General features: G+C 71.3%; 17 protein-coding genes and 1 pseudogene. 12 read left to right on the top strand and 6 right to left on the bottom strand.

Going from position 1 to position 14,099, the window contains the following annotated elements; translation table 11 throughout:
* Positions 1-247: 247 nt before the first annotated feature.
* Positions 248-688, bottom strand: a complete 441-nt coding sequence (gene mce / locus V5O46_RS22660; protein ID WP_332886501.1) for a methylmalonyl-CoA epimerase — start codon at positions 686-688, stop codon at positions 248-250.
* A gap of 148 nt (positions 689-836) precedes the next feature.
* Here mce and V5O46_RS22655 point away from each other — a divergent pair, with 148 nt between their 5' ends.
* From V5O46_RS22655 to V5O46_RS22645, 3 genes and pseudogenes are all read left to right on the top strand, one after another.
* On the top strand, positions 837-2,069 hold the full coding sequence (locus V5O46_RS22655; protein WP_332886500.1) for an acetyl-CoA C-acetyltransferase: 1,233 nt from the start codon (positions 837-839) through the stop codon (positions 2,067-2,069).
* A gap of 39 nt (positions 2,070-2,108) precedes the next feature.
* A complete protein-coding gene (gene meaB, locus V5O46_RS22650; RefSeq protein ID WP_332886499.1) occupies positions 2,109-3,065 on the top strand; it encodes a methylmalonyl Co-A mutase-associated GTPase MeaB in 957 nt (318 codons plus the stop codon).
* A 20-nt stretch (positions 3,066-3,085) separates the two neighbouring features.
* Positions 3,086-3,904 (top strand): annotated as a pseudogene (locus tag V5O46_RS22645) (ATP-binding protein); the annotation flags it as partial.
* Between the two features lie 9 nt (positions 3,905-3,913).
* On the opposite strand, the gene V5O46_RS22640 reads toward V5O46_RS22645, so the two are convergent.
* From V5O46_RS22640 to V5O46_RS22625, 4 genes are all read right to left on the bottom strand, one after another.
* Complete coding sequence (locus V5O46_RS22640; RefSeq protein ID WP_332886498.1) at positions 3,914-4,390, bottom strand: MarR family winged helix-turn-helix transcriptional regulator; 477 nt, start codon at positions 4,388-4,390, stop codon at positions 3,914-3,916.
* A gap of 95 nt (positions 4,391-4,485) precedes the next feature.
* Complete coding sequence (locus V5O46_RS22635) at positions 4,486-5,259, bottom strand: AIM24 family protein (protein WP_332886497.1); 774 nt, start codon at positions 5,257-5,259, stop codon at positions 4,486-4,488.
* The gene (locus V5O46_RS22630) at positions 5,256-5,906 is read right to left on the bottom strand and encodes an AIM24 family protein (RefSeq protein ID WP_332886496.1); all 651 of its coding nucleotides are present in this window, start codon (positions 5,904-5,906) and stop codon (positions 5,256-5,258) included. The genes V5O46_RS22635 and V5O46_RS22630 overlap by 4 nt, the downstream gene beginning before the upstream one ends.
* A 1-nt stretch (position 5,907) precedes the next feature.
* Positions 5,908-6,540 carry an AIM24 family protein gene (locus tag V5O46_RS22625; RefSeq protein ID WP_332886593.1) on the bottom strand — a complete coding sequence of 211 codons (633 nt, stop codon included), beginning with the start codon at positions 6,538-6,540 and terminating at the stop codon, positions 5,908-5,910.
* Between the two features lie 156 nt (positions 6,541-6,696).
* Between V5O46_RS22625 and V5O46_RS22620 the strand changes: the two genes are divergently transcribed.
* The 9 genes from V5O46_RS22620 to V5O46_RS22580 all read left to right on the top strand — a co-directional run bounded on the left by V5O46_RS22620 (position 6,697) and on the right by V5O46_RS22580 (position 13,012).
* Positions 6,697-7,041 (top strand): DUF3817 domain-containing protein, encoded by a 345-nt coding sequence (locus tag V5O46_RS22620; RefSeq protein WP_332886495.1) that lies wholly within the window; start codon positions 6,697-6,699, stop codon positions 7,039-7,041.
* Complete coding sequence (locus V5O46_RS22615; RefSeq protein WP_332886494.1) at positions 7,038-7,334, top strand: MTH1187 family thiamine-binding protein; 297 nt, start codon at positions 7,038-7,040, stop codon at positions 7,332-7,334. The genes V5O46_RS22620 and V5O46_RS22615 overlap by 4 nt, the downstream gene beginning before the upstream one ends.
* A gap of 327 nt (positions 7,335-7,661) precedes the next feature.
* On the top strand, positions 7,662-8,771 hold the full coding sequence (locus tag V5O46_RS22610) for a SchA/CurD-like domain-containing protein (RefSeq protein WP_332886493.1): 1,110 nt from the start codon (positions 7,662-7,664) through the stop codon (positions 8,769-8,771).
* A gap of 46 nt (positions 8,772-8,817) precedes the next feature.
* Positions 8,818-9,282 (top strand): cupin domain-containing protein, encoded by a 465-nt coding sequence (locus V5O46_RS22605; protein WP_332886492.1) that lies wholly within the window; start codon positions 8,818-8,820, stop codon positions 9,280-9,282.
* Complete coding sequence (locus V5O46_RS22600) at positions 9,279-10,547, top strand: beta-ketoacyl-[acyl-carrier-protein] synthase family protein (RefSeq protein ID WP_332886491.1); 1,269 nt, start codon at positions 9,279-9,281, stop codon at positions 10,545-10,547. Before V5O46_RS22605 ends, V5O46_RS22600 begins: the two co-directional genes overlap by 4 nt.
* The gene (locus V5O46_RS22595) at positions 10,544-11,782 is read left to right on the top strand and encodes a ketosynthase chain-length factor (RefSeq protein ID WP_332886490.1); all 1,239 of its coding nucleotides are present in this window, start codon (positions 10,544-10,546) and stop codon (positions 11,780-11,782) included. The genes V5O46_RS22600 and V5O46_RS22595 overlap by 4 nt, the downstream gene beginning before the upstream one ends.
* 134 nt (positions 11,783-11,916) lie before the next feature.
* Positions 11,917-12,183: an acyl carrier protein gene (locus V5O46_RS22590; protein WP_332886489.1), complete on the top strand. Its 267-nt coding sequence runs from the start codon at positions 11,917-11,919 to the stop codon at positions 12,181-12,183.
* A gap of 1 nt (position 12,184) precedes the next feature.
* Positions 12,185-12,664 carry an SRPBCC family protein gene (locus V5O46_RS22585; protein ID WP_332886488.1) on the top strand — a complete coding sequence of 160 codons (480 nt, stop codon included), beginning with the start codon at positions 12,185-12,187 and terminating at the stop codon, positions 12,662-12,664.
* Positions 12,665-12,688: 24 nt separating this feature from the next.
* Positions 12,689-13,012: a TcmI family type II polyketide cyclase gene (locus V5O46_RS22580; RefSeq protein ID WP_332886487.1), complete on the top strand. Its 324-nt coding sequence runs from the start codon at positions 12,689-12,691 to the stop codon at positions 13,010-13,012.
* A 95-nt stretch (positions 13,013-13,107) separates the two neighbouring features.
* Here the strand turns inward: V5O46_RS22580 and V5O46_RS22575 are convergent, their stop codons facing one another.
* Positions 13,108-14,073, bottom strand: coding sequence for an amidohydrolase family protein (locus tag V5O46_RS22575; RefSeq protein WP_332886486.1), 966 nt, complete (start codon positions 14,071-14,073; stop codon positions 13,108-13,110).
* Positions 14,074-14,099: the final 26 nt, after the last annotated feature.

Raw genomic sequence — 14,099 nt, 5'->3', positions numbered from 1 at the left:
TCCCATCCGTCCCCTGGTCGCAAGTCTCTCCAACGAGCTCCGTCCATCTAGCCGAACGGGGCCCCCGGGGAATGGTGTCAGATCAACGGCGGAGCATGGGCTGCTGCCCCGTCGCTCGTCCCCCGAAACCCGGACCCCGGCGGTCCTGCCATGCCGGACGAGTGACGATTCAGGCGTACGGCAGGACCCGGTCACCCTGGACTGAGCGGCGACCGCACCCAACCCTACCGGCCCATATGTACGGGAGTCAGTGGTCAGGTGACTCAACCGGCGCCGATGTGACCAGTTCGGTCAGGACGCCGTGGCAGTCCTTGGGGTGCAGGAAGGTGATCCGCGACCCCATGGAACCGCGCCGGGGCTCGTCGTACAGAACGCGTACGCCCTTGTCGCCGATCGCCGCGGCGTCGCCGTCGACATCCGCCGTACCGAAGGCGATGTGGTGGACGCCCTCGCCGTTCTTGGCGAGCCACTTCGCGACCGTGGAGTCCTCGCGGGTGGGCTCGAGGAGCTGGAGGTACGAGGCGCCGCCGTCCGACGTATCGTTGATCTTGAGCATCGCCTCGCGTACGCCCTGTTCCTCGTTGACCTCGGTGTGGAACACCTCGAAGCCGTAGGTGGCCCGATAGAACTCGACTGTTGCGTCGAGGTCGTGACAGGCGATTCCGATGTGGTCGATTCGCGTCAGCATGGTCTCAGTGGAGCGCTCCGGAGGTGGTTACGCAACGTGCGCGCGATCACACCGGCGGCCCGGTGACGGGGTGGAGCGGACCTTTGTACATTCGAAGTAAACCCTCGTTCACTCCTCGGCCGTGCAGGCCGGAAGGGGATCGCAGCTCATGACTTCTGCAACTCCGGGAACATCTGGAACGTCCGGAACGAACGGCAACACCTCCGTGATCGTCGCGGGCGCCCGTACCCCGATGGGGCGGCTGCTCGGATCGCTGAAGTCCTTCTCCGGGGCCGACCTCGGCGGCTTCGCGATCAAGGCCGCCCTCGACCGTGCGGGGATCGGCGGCGACCAGGTGCAGTACGTGATCATGGGGCAGGTGCTCCAGGCCGGGGCGGGGCAGATCCCGGCGCGGCAGGCCGCGGTCAAGGCCGGTATCCCGATGAACGTGCCGGCGCTGACCGTCAACAAGGTGTGCCTGTCCGGGCTGGACGCCATCGCGCTGGCGGACCAGCTGATCCGCGCCGGCGAGTTCGACGTGGTGGTGGCCGGCGGCCAGGAGTCCATGACCAACGCCCCGCACCTGCTGCCCAAGACCCGCGAGGGCTACAAGTACGGCGCGGTCCAGATGCTGGACTCCATGGCGCACGACGGGCTGACCGACTCCTTCGAGGGCATCGCCATGGGCGAGTCCACCGAGAAGCACAACGTCCGGCTGGGGCTGGGGCGCGAGGAACAGGATTCCGTGGCCGCGCTGTCGCACCAGCGGGCCGCCGCCGCGCAGAAGAACGGGATCTTCGACGCGGAGATCACTCCGGTGGAGGTCCCGCAGCGCAAGGGCGACCCGGTGCTGGTCAGCAAGGACGAGGGCATCCGCGGCGACACCACGGTCGAGTCGCTCGGCAAGCTTCGCCCGGCGTTCTCCAGGGACGGCACCATCACCGCCGGGTCCTCGTCGCAGATCTCCGACGGTGCCGCCGCCGTCGTGGTGATGAGCAAGGCCAAGGCGCAGGAGCTGGGGCTGGAGTGGATCGCGGAGATCGGCGCCCACGGGAACGTGGCCGGGCCGGACAACTCCCTCCAGTCGCAGCCGTCGAACGCGATCGCACAGGCCCTGAAGAAGGAGGGGCTGGAGGTCGGCGATCTCGACCTGATCGAGATCAACGAGGCGTTCGCCGCGGTGGCCGTGCAGTCGATGAAGGACCTCGGCGTGTCCACCGAAAAGGTGAACGTCAACGGGGGTGCGATCGCCCTGGGCCACCCGATCGGCATGTCCGGGGCGCGGCTGGTGCTGCATCTCGCGCTGGAGCTGAAGCGGCGGGGCGGTGGCGTCGGTGCGGCGGCGCTGTGCGGTGGCGGCGGGCAGGGTGACGCGCTGATCGTGCGGGTACCGAAGGCCTGAGCGGTACGACAGTACGACTCTTCGCGGAACGGAGCTGTGATGCAGGACGTCTCCTCACTGGTGGCCCAGGCCAGGGACGGTCGGCCACGAGCCGTGGCCCGGCTGATCTCCCTGGTGGAGGGGGCGTCCCCGCAGCTCAGGGAGGTCATGGCGGCGTTGGCGCCGCTGACCGGCGGGGCGTATGTGGTGGGGCTGACCGGGTCGCCCGGGGTCGGCAAGTCGACGTCCACGTCGGCGCTGGTGACGGCGTACCGCAGACAGGGGCGGCGGGTCGGGGTGCTGGCGGTGGACCCGTCGTCGCCGTTCTCCGGGGGTGCCCTGCTGGGGGACCGGGTGCGGATGTCGGAGCACGCGTCGGATCCCGGTGTCTACATCCGCTCGATGGCGACGCGGGGGCATCTGGGCGGGCTGGCGTGGGCCGCGCCCCAGGCGATCCGGGTGCTGGACGCCGCCGGGTGCGACGTGATCCTGGTGGAGACGGTGGGCGTCGGGCAGTCGGAGGTGGAGATCGCCTCGCAGGCGGACACGTCGGTGGTGCTGCTGGCGCCCGGGATGGGGGACGGGATCCAGGCGGCGAAGGCCGGGATCCTGGAGATCGGTGACGTGTACGTGGTGAACAAGGCGGACCGGGACGGGGCGGATGCGACGGCTCGCGAGCTGAACCACATGCTGGGGTTGGGCGAGGCGCGGCGGCCCGGTGACTGGCGGCCCCCCATCGTCAAGACGGTCGCGGCTCGGGCGGAGGGGGTCGACGAGGTCGTGGAGGCGCTGGAGAAGCACCGGGCGTGGATGGAGGAGCGGGGGGTGCTGGCGGAGCGGCGGCGGGCGCGGGCGGCGCGCGAGGTGGAGACGATCGCGGTGACGACGCTGCGGGAGCGGATCGGTGACCTGCACGGCGACCGCCGCCTGGGCGCGCTGGCGGAGCGCATCGTCGCCGGGGAACTGGATCCGTACCGCGCGGCGGACGAGCTGGTGACGGGCCTGACGACGAGCTGAGACCCGCCTGCGGGGTTCCTGTCGTGGCCTGCGTGGCCTGGCGGGTCACCCGGCGGGCGCTGCGGCCGGTGGAGGGCATCCGCCGCGAGATGGCCGCGATCACCGCCTCCGAGGACCTGGCGCGGCGCGTGCCGGTGCCGGACACTCACGACGAGGTGGCCCGGCTGGCGCTCACCACGAACTCGACGCTGGCCGCGCTGGAGTCCTCCGTGGAGCGGCAGCGGCGGTTCGTCGCCGACGCCTCGCACGAGCTGCGCAGCCCGATCGCCGGTCTGCGGACGCAGCTGGAGGTGGGGGCCGCCCATCCCGAGCTGCTCGACCTCGGCGGGGCGGTGGAGGACACCGTACGGCTGCAGCGGCCGGCCGCCGATCTGCTGCTGCTCGCCCGGCTGGACGCGGGGGAGCGGCCGGCCGACGCGCGGGTCGATCTCGGTGGGCTGGCGCGGGAGGAGGCCGCGGGACGGGCGGGGGTGTCCGTGCGGGACGGCGGGGGTGTGGCCGCGGTCGGTTCGCCCGGGCAGCTGGGGCGGGTGCTCGGCAATCTGCTGGACAACGCGGAGCGGCACGCGCGGGAGGGCGTGGTGGTGTCCGTGCGGCGGGAGGGGGAGCTTGCCGTGGTCGGGGTCGCCGACGACGGGGACGGGGTGCCGGAGGAGGACCGGGAGCGGATCTTCGAGCGGTTCGTCCGGCTCGACCCGGCCCGCAGCCGTGACGCCGGCGGGGCGGGGCTGGGGCTGGCCATCGCCCGGGACGTCGCCGGGCGCCATGGCGGGACGCTCACGGTGCGCGACGCTCCGGCAGGCGGTGCCCTGTTCGAGCTCCGCCTGCCGGCGGTGTAGGCAACCGGGTCAGGGGCGCCCTCGCTGGCCCCGCAGATGCTCGGCGATGGGCTTGAGCGCCTTGTCGAGGTCGGTCAGCGCGTCGATGGAGAGCAGGTCGATGAAGTGCCGCCGCACGGACGCCACATGGTGCGGTGCGACGGTGCGCATCGTCTCCATGCCGTGGTCGGTGAGCACGGCGTAGAGCCCGCGGCGGTCGGACTCGCAGTTCTCCCGCCGGACGAGGTCCGCGTTCTCCATGCGGGTGATCTGGTGGGAGAGGCGGCTCTTGGACTGGAGCGTGGCGGATGCGAGGTCACTCATCCGCATCCTGAAGTCCTCCGACTCGGAGAGGTTCACCAGGATCTCGTAGTCGTTCATTGTCAGGCCGAACGGCTGCAGGTCCTTCTCGAGCTGGTACGTCAACAGTCTGTTGACCTCCAGATGGGTGCGCCAAGCACACTGCTCCGCGTCGGTCAGCCAGCGGGTGGCCGTCTCGGTCTCCATGAATGAAGTCTACCTAAGAGGTTGAAAGGCGAACTAATGGGAGTGGTCCTGTGACGGTGCGCACGCGTTCGATGTCACACTCCGCAGACTACCGCTCACAGCCCGAAGCGGCGCTGGAGGTCTCCCAGCTGTCCGGGAAGGCGCGGTACCCCGCCCGGGGCACCGTGCGTTCCCGGCCCCCCGCCGCCGGGGACCCCCGGCTGCTGCGGAGTCGCCCCCGTGGCCTGCTCCGGCATCAGTGTCTCGCTCGACTGCAGCAGCACCGTGCCCGCCCCCACGAACTCGAACTGATGCTCCTCGCCGGAGGCGCCGCCGAGGCCCGTCATCGCACGTAGACCGCCCAGCAGGCCGGTCATGTACCCGTGGTCGTAGTGATGGCACGGGGAGGGGCAGTCGGCCCAGCCGACCAGCGCCTGCGGGTCCACCCGGATCGGGGGTTCCATGAACACCACCGGTCCGTTGGACGCCGCCACGAACCTTCCGGTTCCGATCAGGGTCAGAAAGCCCGGGACGATCGACTGCTTCAGATTCAGAGTTGGCTGAAATGCGAGCAGATTGCCAGAGCGAATGGTCAGATTGCCGTCATCGAGGTCATAGGAGTTGACGTCGAAGGCCCGGTCGGCGAGGAGCATCCTGCCCTGGCCCTCGGCCACGACCCAGTCGCTCGCGTGCAGAGGCGAATGGAAGGATGTGCGGACCAGCCGGTCCAGCCGGCCGTGTCCGATGCCGTTGAACTCGATCGAGCCGTAGTAGGCGATCATCTTCCCCTTCTGCAGGAACCACTGGCTTCCCTTGAGCTCCACGCAGAAGGTGTAGTCGTCGACGTTGTCGTCGGACGGCAGGGTCGTCGGGTCGTGCACCGTGCTCACAGTTTTTCCTCCGAGGCCTGGACGTAGACCGCGCCGCTGCCGCTCAGCTCCAGCTGGAAGGCCTCGCCGGAGCCGCGGCCCACCATGTCGCGCCAGCCGAGCGCCGTGGACAGTCTGTTGCGCACCTCGCCGTGGTGGGCGACGTACGCCTGCGGGTCCACGTGGACCGGACGCTGCGGTGTGATCGGGATCTCGAACACCCCGCCGTGGGCCATCACCGCCACCGCGCCGTGGCCCTTCAGGCTCGTGGTGAACAGGCCCTGGCCGCTCACCTGGCCCCGGACCATGCCCATCACACCGCCCTGTGCGCCCAGGAACACCGTGCCCTGCTCCAGCGTCCCCTCGAAGGCGAGCAGCCGGTCGGCCTCCACGCAGAGCGTGTCCCCGGACAGGTTGATCACCTGGATGTGATGGCCGCCGTGCCCGAACAGCACGGTGCCGCTGCCCTCGACCGTCATCAGCGGGGCGTCCTCGTCGGCGACCCGGCGTCCGATCATCGACATGATGCCGCCCTGGCCGCCCGCCATGTTGGGGGTGAAGGACACGTCCCCCTGGTAGGCCAGCATCGCCCCGCGCTGACTGAACAGCCGCTGCCCCGGGGCGACGGTCGCCTCCACCATCTTCGAGTTGATCTCCCGGAAGCCCATGTCACACGTCTCCCGCGATGGTGTTGCGCTCGCTCGGCTGTACGTACACCAGCCCGTCCCCCTCGAACCGGATCTGGAAGGCCTCCCCGCCGCCCTCCCCGAGCAGCGTGCGGAACGTCACGCCGGACTGGAAGGACTGCCGCAGGTTCCCCTGGTGCGCCACATACGCTCCCGGGTCGACGGTCAGCGGGTACTGCGGGCCGACCCGCAGCACCACCGCCGGACCGTCCGACATGATCGCCGCCTGCCCGCTCCCCTCGACGGTGGTGGTGAACAGGCCGTTGCCCTGCGAGGCGCCGCGCAGCCCGGTGAACTCGGTGCCCGTGCGCAGGCCTCCGTCGGCCGCGAGCAGATTGCTGGACTCCACGTACAGCTTCTCGCCGCGCAGGGTCACCAGGTTGATCTCGGACGCCCGGTCCGCGAACCAGCAGGTCCCGCGTCCCTTCACCTCCATCACGGTCATCTGCTCGCCGGTCAGCCGCCGGGTCACCATGCCCCGGAGTCCGTCACCGCCGCCGGTGAGCTTCTTGAACGCCATCTCGCCGTCGTACGCCACCATCGAGCCGTTCTTCGCCTTGACGGCGTCCCCGGTCATCTCGACGGCGAGCACCTTGCTGCTCTGAAGTCGGAACATCGCCACGCAGCGAAAGGTATCCGCCGCGCCCTCCCGCCGACAGGGCCCTGTGACCCCCGACGCAGGGAGCGTCGGACCGTTTGCCACAATGGCGGCGCGCTTGTGCGCGCGTTCACAAGAAGATCGTCGACGTCTCCCACCGAAGGTGACCCACCCGTGGACCTCAAGACCGCCAGCTCCCTCCGCCGCCTCCGCCTGGTCTCGGCCCCCGAGGCGATCTCCTTCCTGCTGCTGCTCGTCTGCTCGGTGCTGAAGCGGACCACCGACTTCAACGCCGTGCCGGTGATGGGCATGATCCACGGTGTTCTCTTCGTGCTGTACGTCATCTTCTGGGCGGACGCCTGGAACCGGGCGAAGTGGCCGCTGAGGACGGCGGCGCTCTACTTCGTCCTCTCGGTCCTGCCGGCCGGCGGCTTCTTCGCCGACCGCCGGCTGCGCCGTGAGGCCGAGGACGCGGTCATCGCCTCTCGGGCCCGCAAGGAAGGGGTCGTCAGCGCATGATCGTCGCGTTCTCCGTGACACCGCTGGGGGTCGGCGAGGACGTGGGGGAGTACGTCGCCGACGCCGTCCGCGTGGTCCGCGAATCGGGGCTGGCGCACCGGACCGACGCGATGTTCACCTCCGTCGAGGGCGAGAGCTGGGACGAGGTCATGGAGGTCGTCAGGCGCGCCGTCGCCGCCGTCGAGGCACGGGCGCCGCGGGTCTCGCTGGTGCTCAAGGCGGACATCCGGCCGGGCGTGACGGACGGTCTCACCTCCAAGGTGGAGACCGTGGAACGGTATCTCGCCCGGTAGGACGGCCGCCCCGGCAACTCCGTGCGGGCGGCGGGTGCTTCGGCCCGCTCCCCGCGCACGGCAAGCTCCTCGCGCACGGCCCGGTGCCGCCGCCGGACCCGCCTGACGCGGTGCCGGCGGGCGGCACCTGCGCATTCCGGGGTGCCCGGCGGGCACTTCCCTCTCCGGTTCCCCTTCCGGTTCCCTCCTTCGGCTCCCTCCTTTGGCCCGCGCGGCTCGCGGACCCCCCGGCCCTGACCCACGATGAAGGCTCAGGGCCGAAACCCGCGTTCGCGCAGGTGGACACGGACGGCCGCCGCTTGCCTCCGCGAAGGAAGGGTCCGCCGGATGACCACTTCGCCCTACACATGCCAGTCGGCGTTCGACGGCTCCAGGATGCGAGTCCTCCTCCACGTCGACCTCCACGACGGCGCCGAGCAGCAGTTCCTGGACGCCTACGAGCAGATGCGCGACCGGGTCGCGTCGGTCCCCGGTCACCTCGGTGACCAGCTGTGCCAGTCGATGGACGACCCCTCCCAGTGGGTCATCACCAGTGAGTGGGCCACCGCCCTGCCGTACCTGGCCTGGGTGAGCAGCGAGGAGCACCTGGAGACGGTCCGGCCGCTGCAGGCCTGCGTCCGCGAGCTGCGCTCGCTGCGCTACGGCATCGTCCGCGAGACCGGCAGCGCCCACCCCGGCGCCGGGGGACTGCAGACCTCCGTACGGGTCGGCGACGGCGTGACCCGCCACGCCCTGACCTTCCGGGTCAGACCCGGCTCCGAGTCCAAGGTCGCGGAGATCCTCGCCGGCTACGCGCCGCCGCGGGCCCGGGTCGACGACTCCACCCGGCTGCGCCGCACCACCCTGTTCATGCACGGCAACCGGGTCGTCCGCACCGTCGAGGTCGAGGGCGACCTGATGGCGGCGCTGCGCCACGTCTCGCGCCAGCCCGAGGTGCGGGCCGTCGAGGAGGCCCTCAACCCGCATCTGGAACAGCACCGGGACCTCGGCGACCCCGACTCCGCCCGGACCTTCTTCGCCCGCGCGGCCATGCCTCCCGTCCACCATGTGGCGCGCGGCGGCCCGGAACCCTCCGGTCTGACCCGCCACGCCCTCTACTACCCGGCCCGCGAGGGCTGCGGGACGGCACTGGCCCGGCTGCTCGGCCGGCAGGACGAGGCGGCGGCGGCCGACCCGGCCGGCCCCGTGCACCGCAGCACCGTCTTCCAGCGGCAGGACGTCGTCGTCCGGCTCATCGACGTACGGGGCGACCCCGAGGCCGATCCGGTCCGGGCGCTCGGCGTCCACGGCCCGCGCAAGGCCGCCGTGCTGGCCCGGCTGCTCGACGGCGGCGCACTGGGCATCGAGGGCCCGCTCACCAGCGAACGGGCGACGACCCGCCTCCTGGCGCACGCCGGCATGGCGCTGATCACCGACCGCAGTGCTGCGCCGGCCTGAGCGCGCAGGGACCCCCACCCCACCCCGAAAGACCTGGAGACAGACCATGGACGAGATGCGCCCGCGCATCGTGGATGTGAACGAGATCGAGCCCAACCGCAAGCGCGGCGGTGACCTGCGCACCTTGCTGACCCCGGTCACGGTGGGTGCCACGAGCGGGTTCATGGGCCTGGCCATCATCCGGCCCGGCGAACGCATCAGCGAGCACTACCACCCGTACTCCGAGGAGTTCGTGTTCGTCGTCGAGGGCCGCCTGGAGGCCGACCTGGACGGAGAAACGTTTCCCCTCCGTGCCGACCAGGGGCTCATGATCCCCATCGGCATGCGGCACCGCTTCCGCAACGTCGGCGACGAGGAGGCCCGGATGGTCTTCCACCTGAGCCCGCTGGCGCCCAAGCCGAGCCTCGGCCACGTGGACACCGAGGCGGTCGCCGAGGGCGAGGACCTCAAGCCGTACCCGCTCGTCCAGGAGGAGGGTGCGCAGCCCGAACGACCGGGGGTGCTGTCGTGACCCGGCGCGTGGCGGTCACCGGCATAGGCGTGGTCGCCCCCGGCGGGATCGGGATACCCGCGTTCTGGGAACTGCTCTCGGACGGCCGCACCGCGACCCGCGGCATCACCCTCTTCGACCCCGAGGGGCTGCGCTCCCGGATCGCCGCCGAGTGCGACTTCGACCCGCTCGCCCACGGACTCGCCCCCGAACTCGTCGAACGCACCGACCGCTACATACAGTTCGCCCTGGTCGCCGCGGCCGAGGCGATGGCCGACAGCGGCGTCGACCTCGGCGCCGAGGACCCCTGGCGGGTGGCCGTCTCCCTGGGCAGCGCGGTCGGCGGCACGACCCGGCTGGAGCACGACTACGTGCTGGTCAGCGAACGCGGACAGCGCTGGGACGTCGACCACCGGGCCGCCGAGCCCCAGCTGCACCGGGCCTTCTCGCCCAGCACCCTGGCCGCGGACATAGCGGAGCGGTTCGGCGCCCAGGGGCCGGTGCAGACCGTCTCCACCGGCTGCACCTCCGGACTCGACGCCGTGGGCTACGCCTTCCACACCATCGAGGAGGGCCGAGCCGACCTCTGCATAGCCGGGGCGTCGGACTCCCCGATCTCCCCGATCACCATGGCCTGCTTCGACGCCATCAAGGCGACCTCGCCCAGCAACGACGACCCGGCGCACGCCTCCCGCCCCTTCGACCTGCACCGTGACGGCTTCGTCATGGGCGAGGGAGCCGCCGTGCTCCTGCTGGAGGAGCTGGAGCACGCCCGCGCCCGCGGCGCACACGTCTACTGCGAGATCAGCGGCTACGCCACCTACGGCAACGCCTACCACATGACCGGACTGACCAGCGAGGGCCTGGAGATGGCCCGGGCCATCGACGACGCCCTCGCCCATGCGCGCGTGGACCCCACGGACATCGACTACGTCAACGCGCACGGCTCGGGCACCCGCCAGAACGACCGGCACGAGACCGCCGCCGTCAAGAAGTCGCTGGGCCCGCACGCCTACGACACCCCCATGAGCTCGATCAAGTCCATGGTGGGCCACTCGCTCGGCGCGATCGGCGCGATCGAGGTCGTCGCCTGTGTGCTGGCGCTGGCCCGGCAGGTGGTGCCGCCGACGGCCAACTACGAGACCCCGGACCCCGAGTGCGACCTGGACTACGTACCGCGCACCGCCCGCCCGCGCAGGCTCGACCATGTGCTCTCCGTGGGCAGCGGCTTCGGCGGGTTCCAGTCCGCGGTGCTCCTGACGGGGCCGGGCGGGAGGAAACCATGAGCGGTCGACAGACCCGGCACACCGCGGTCACCGGCATCGGGGTGGTCGCACCCAACGGCCTGGACGCGGACACCTACTGGAAGTCCGTAAAGGAGGGCGCGAGCGTACTGGACCGGATCACCCGGGAGGGCTGCGAGCACCTTCCGCTCCGCGTCGCCGGCGAGGTCCGCGGATTCGACCCGGCGGCACTCATCGAGGAGACCTTCCTCGTCCAGACCGACAAGTTCACCCACTTCGCGCTGGCCGCCGCCGACGCCGCCCTGCAGGACGCCGGACTGGGCAGCGGCGCCGCCGACTCGCCGTACTCCGTCGGCGTGGTCACCGCCGCCGGGTCCGGCGGTGGCGAGTTCGGCCAGCGCGAGCTGCAGAAGCTGTGGGGACAGGGATCCCGGTTCGTCGGGCCCTACCAGTCCATCGCCTGGTTCTACGCGGCCAGCACCGGCCAGATCTCCATCCGCAGCGGCTTCAAGGGCCCCTGCGGGGTGGTGGCCAGTGACGAGGCGGGCGGCCTGGACGCCGTCGCCCACGCGGGCCGGGCGGTGCAGCGGGGCACGGACGTGGTCGTGGTCGGGGCGGCCGAGGCACCGCTCGCCCCGTACTCCGGGGTCTGCCAGCTCGGCTACCCCGAGCTCAGCACGGTCGAGGACCCGGCCCGCGCCTACCGCCCCTTCACCTCGGCGGCCTGCGGGTTCGTGCCCGCCGAGGGCGGGGCCGTGCTGGTCGTCGAGGACCTGGAGCGGGTCCGGCGCCGCGGCGCGGACATCCGCGCCACCGTCGCCGGACACTCCGCCACCTTCACCGGCGCCTCACGCTGGGACCGGTCGCGGGAGGGCCTCGCCCGCGCCGTCCGCGGAGCCCTCGACGAGGCCGGCTGCGCACCGGAGGAGATCGACGTGGTCTTCGCCGACGCGATGGGGGTCCCCGAGGCGGACCGTGCCGAGGCGCTGGCCCTCGCCGACGCCCTCGGCCCGCACGGCACCCGGGTACCGGTCACGGCCCCCAAGACCGGCATCGGACGGTCCTACTGCGGGGCGCCGATGCTGGACATCGTGGCCGCGGTGCAGGCCATGGAGCACGGGCAGATCCCGCCGACGCCGGGCGTCTTCGACATCTGCCACGACATCGATCTGGTGACCGGCGCGGCCCGGCCCGCCGAGCTGCGCACGGCCCTGGTCCTCAGCCGGGGACTCATGGGCTCCAACGCGGCGCTCGTGCTGCGCCGAGGCCGGCCCTGACCCGCAGCAGCCCCGGCCCGCAAGAGCCCCGGCCCGCAAGAGCCCCCTGCCCGCAACAGCCCCCTACCCGCAACAGCCCCCGACCGCCGCACAGGAAGACGCCCACAACGCCGCCCGGAACGAAAGGGAGAACGATGAGTACTGAAGTGACCCAACTGACCGTCGAGGAACTGGCCGCGCTGATGAAGAAGGCCGCCGGCGTGGTCGTGGAGCCGCACGACCTCGAACGCCGGGTGGACACCCCCTTCGGCGAGTTCGGGCTGGACTCGCTCGGCCTCCTCGGCATCGTGGGCGAGCTGGAGAACCGGCACGGCCGCCCGCTGCCCACCGACGCGGAGCGGTGCAAGACCCCCCGCCACTTCCTCGACCTGGTCAACGGCGCGCTCACGACAGGAGCCTGACATGCCTGGACACACCGAGAACGAGATCACCATCGCCGCACCCCTCGACCTCGTCTGGGACATGACGAACGACCTGGACCGCTGGCCGCAGCTGTTCAGCGAGTACGCGTCCTGCGAGGTCCTGTCCCGGGACGGCGACACGGTGACCTTCCGCCTGACCATGCACCCCGACGAGAACGGCAAGGTGTGGAGCTGGGTGTCGGAACGGGTCGCCGACCGCGACAAGCTCATCGTCCGCGCCCGCAGGATCGAGACCGGCCCGTTCGAGTACATGAACATCGTGTGGGAGTACGAGGAGACGCCGGCCGGCACCCGGATGCACTGGACCCAGGACTTCGCCATGAAGCCCGACGCCCCGGTCGACGACGCCGGGATGACGGAGATCATCAACCGCAACTCGCCCATCCAGATGGCCCTCATCCGCGACCGGGTCGAGGAGGCCGCGGGCGAACAGCGGCCCGCGTCCACCACCCCCGCCTGAGCGACACCCGCCCGAGGAGAACCCATGCACCACGCCCTGATCGTCGCCAGGATGGCCCCGCAGTCGGCTCCGGACATCGCCGGCGTCTTCGAGGCCTCCGACCGCGGTGAACTCCCGCACCTCGTCGGGGTGACCCAGCGCTCCCTGTTCCAGTTCGGCGACGTGTACATGCACTTCATCGAGGCCGAACGCGACCCGGGACCGGCCATCGCCAAGGTGACCGGGCACCCCGAGTTCGTCGACATCAGCCGGAGGCTGGAGAAGTACGTCAGCCCGTACGACCCGCAGACCTGGCGCGGTCCGAAGGACGCCATGGCGCAGTGCTTCTACCACTGGGAGAGGGACTGAGCGGGGCACCGGCGAACCGCGGAACGCCGCCGCCCGCGCCGACCGAGCGCGGGCGGCGGCGTTCCGCGTTCCGGATCCTTCCGGCGGACGCGGTTCTAGGAGCGCGCGAGCGCCGGCAGCAGTCGCAGCGCGTTGTCCCGGTTGATGTCCCGCAGCTGCCGCTCCGACAGACAGGGGTCGCCGTCCAGCGCCGGCGCCACGGTGTCGGCGATGACCGAGGCGGGCGTCGGCGGCCAGTCCGTGCCGAAGAGGATCCGGCCGGGGTCCACCGTCGCCAGCAGGGTGGGCGTGGCGGACGGGGACATGGGACCCGCGGTGTCGAAGTAGAAACGGTGGAGGTGGTCGCGGACCCGGCCCGGTTCGATCGGGGGCGTGATGTGCCCGCCGAAGAGTTCGAGCCGGGTGGCCATGTAGGGGAGGAAGCCGCCGCCGTGGGGGAGGACGAAGCTCAGGTTCGGATAGCGGTCCAGCGTGCCGTTCCTGATCAGATTGATGGCCGCGCGCGTGGTGTCCATGAGGAAGTCGCACACGAAGGGCGGCGTTCCCGGCAGCTGGGCACCGCCGTCCTTCCCACCCGGTACCTCCATGGGGTGCGTGCTGATCACCGCGGACCGCTCGTTCAGCTCGTGCAGCAGGCGGTCGTGCGACGGGTCCCCGAGAAAGACGCCGTTCACGCTCGTGCGCGTGCTCACCCCGACGGCGCCGAGTTCGTCCAGGCCGTACCGGATGCTCCACGACGAGAGTTCCAGGTCGTCGAGGAAGACGGGGGTGAAGAACGCGAAGCGGTCCGGATCGCCCTTCACGACCTCGGCCGCGGCCCGCAGGGCGACGCCGGCGCTCTCCCGGCGCTCGGCGCGCTCCCGGAACCGGCCGAGCATGGCGACCGTCATGACGGCGGTGCCGATGCCCGTCTTGTCCATCAGTTCCAGGGCCGTCTCCCGGTCCCAGCGCGTCCACCACGGCAGCTTCTCGCGGCTGACGACGCCTCGTTCCTCCGCCCAGTCCAGCCAGTCCGGCGCGGTGAAGTGGTGGTGGACGTCGACACGTCCTTCAACGGTCATCACAGGAAGTCCTCGGTGGGTTCGAT

The organism is Streptomyces poriticola (genome assembly GCF_036689765.1).
Lineage (GTDB): Bacteria > Actinomycetota > Actinomycetes > Streptomycetales > Streptomycetaceae > Streptomyces > Streptomyces poriticola.
This window is presented reverse-complemented; position numbering and strand designations above follow the sequence as displayed.

Coding starts and splice junctions, on each gene's coding strand:
- V5O46_RS22630 (WP_332886496.1), bottom strand. CDS start 5,906: ATGGGCTTCCGGGAGATCAACTCGAAGATGGTGGAGGCGACCGTCGCC.
- mce (WP_332886501.1), bottom strand. CDS start 688: ATGCTGACGCGAATCGACCACATCGGAATCGCCTGTCACGACCTCGAC.
- V5O46_RS22590 (WP_332886489.1), top strand. CDS start 11,917: ATGAGTACTGAAGTGACCCAACTGACCGTCGAGGAACTGGCCGCGCTG.
- V5O46_RS22580 (WP_332886487.1), top strand. CDS start 12,689: ATGCACCACGCCCTGATCGTCGCCAGGATGGCCCCGCAGTCGGCTCCG.
- V5O46_RS22595 (WP_332886490.1), top strand. CDS start 10,544: ATGAGCGGTCGACAGACCCGGCACACCGCGGTCACCGGCATCGGGGTG.
- V5O46_RS22655 (WP_332886500.1), top strand. CDS start 837: ATGACTTCTGCAACTCCGGGAACATCTGGAACGTCCGGAACGAACGGC.
- V5O46_RS22610 (WP_332886493.1), top strand. CDS start 7,662: ATGACCACTTCGCCCTACACATGCCAGTCGGCGTTCGACGGCTCCAGG.
- V5O46_RS22640 (WP_332886498.1), bottom strand. CDS start 4,390: ATGGAGACCGAGACGGCCACCCGCTGGCTGACCGACGCGGAGCAGTGT.
- meaB (WP_332886499.1), top strand. CDS start 2,109: ATGCAGGACGTCTCCTCACTGGTGGCCCAGGCCAGGGACGGTCGGCCA.
- V5O46_RS22605 (WP_332886492.1), top strand. CDS start 8,818: ATGGACGAGATGCGCCCGCGCATCGTGGATGTGAACGAGATCGAGCCC.
- V5O46_RS22625 (WP_332886593.1), bottom strand. CDS start 6,540: ATGTTCCGACTTCAGAGCAGCAAGGTGCTCGCCGTCGAGATGACCGGG.
- V5O46_RS22615 (WP_332886494.1), top strand. CDS start 7,038: ATGATCGTCGCGTTCTCCGTGACACCGCTGGGGGTCGGCGAGGACGTG.
- V5O46_RS22575 (WP_332886486.1), bottom strand. CDS start 14,073: ATGACCGTTGAAGGACGTGTCGACGTCCACCACCACTTCACCGCGCCG.
- V5O46_RS22585 (WP_332886488.1), top strand. CDS start 12,185: ATGCCTGGACACACCGAGAACGAGATCACCATCGCCGCACCCCTCGAC.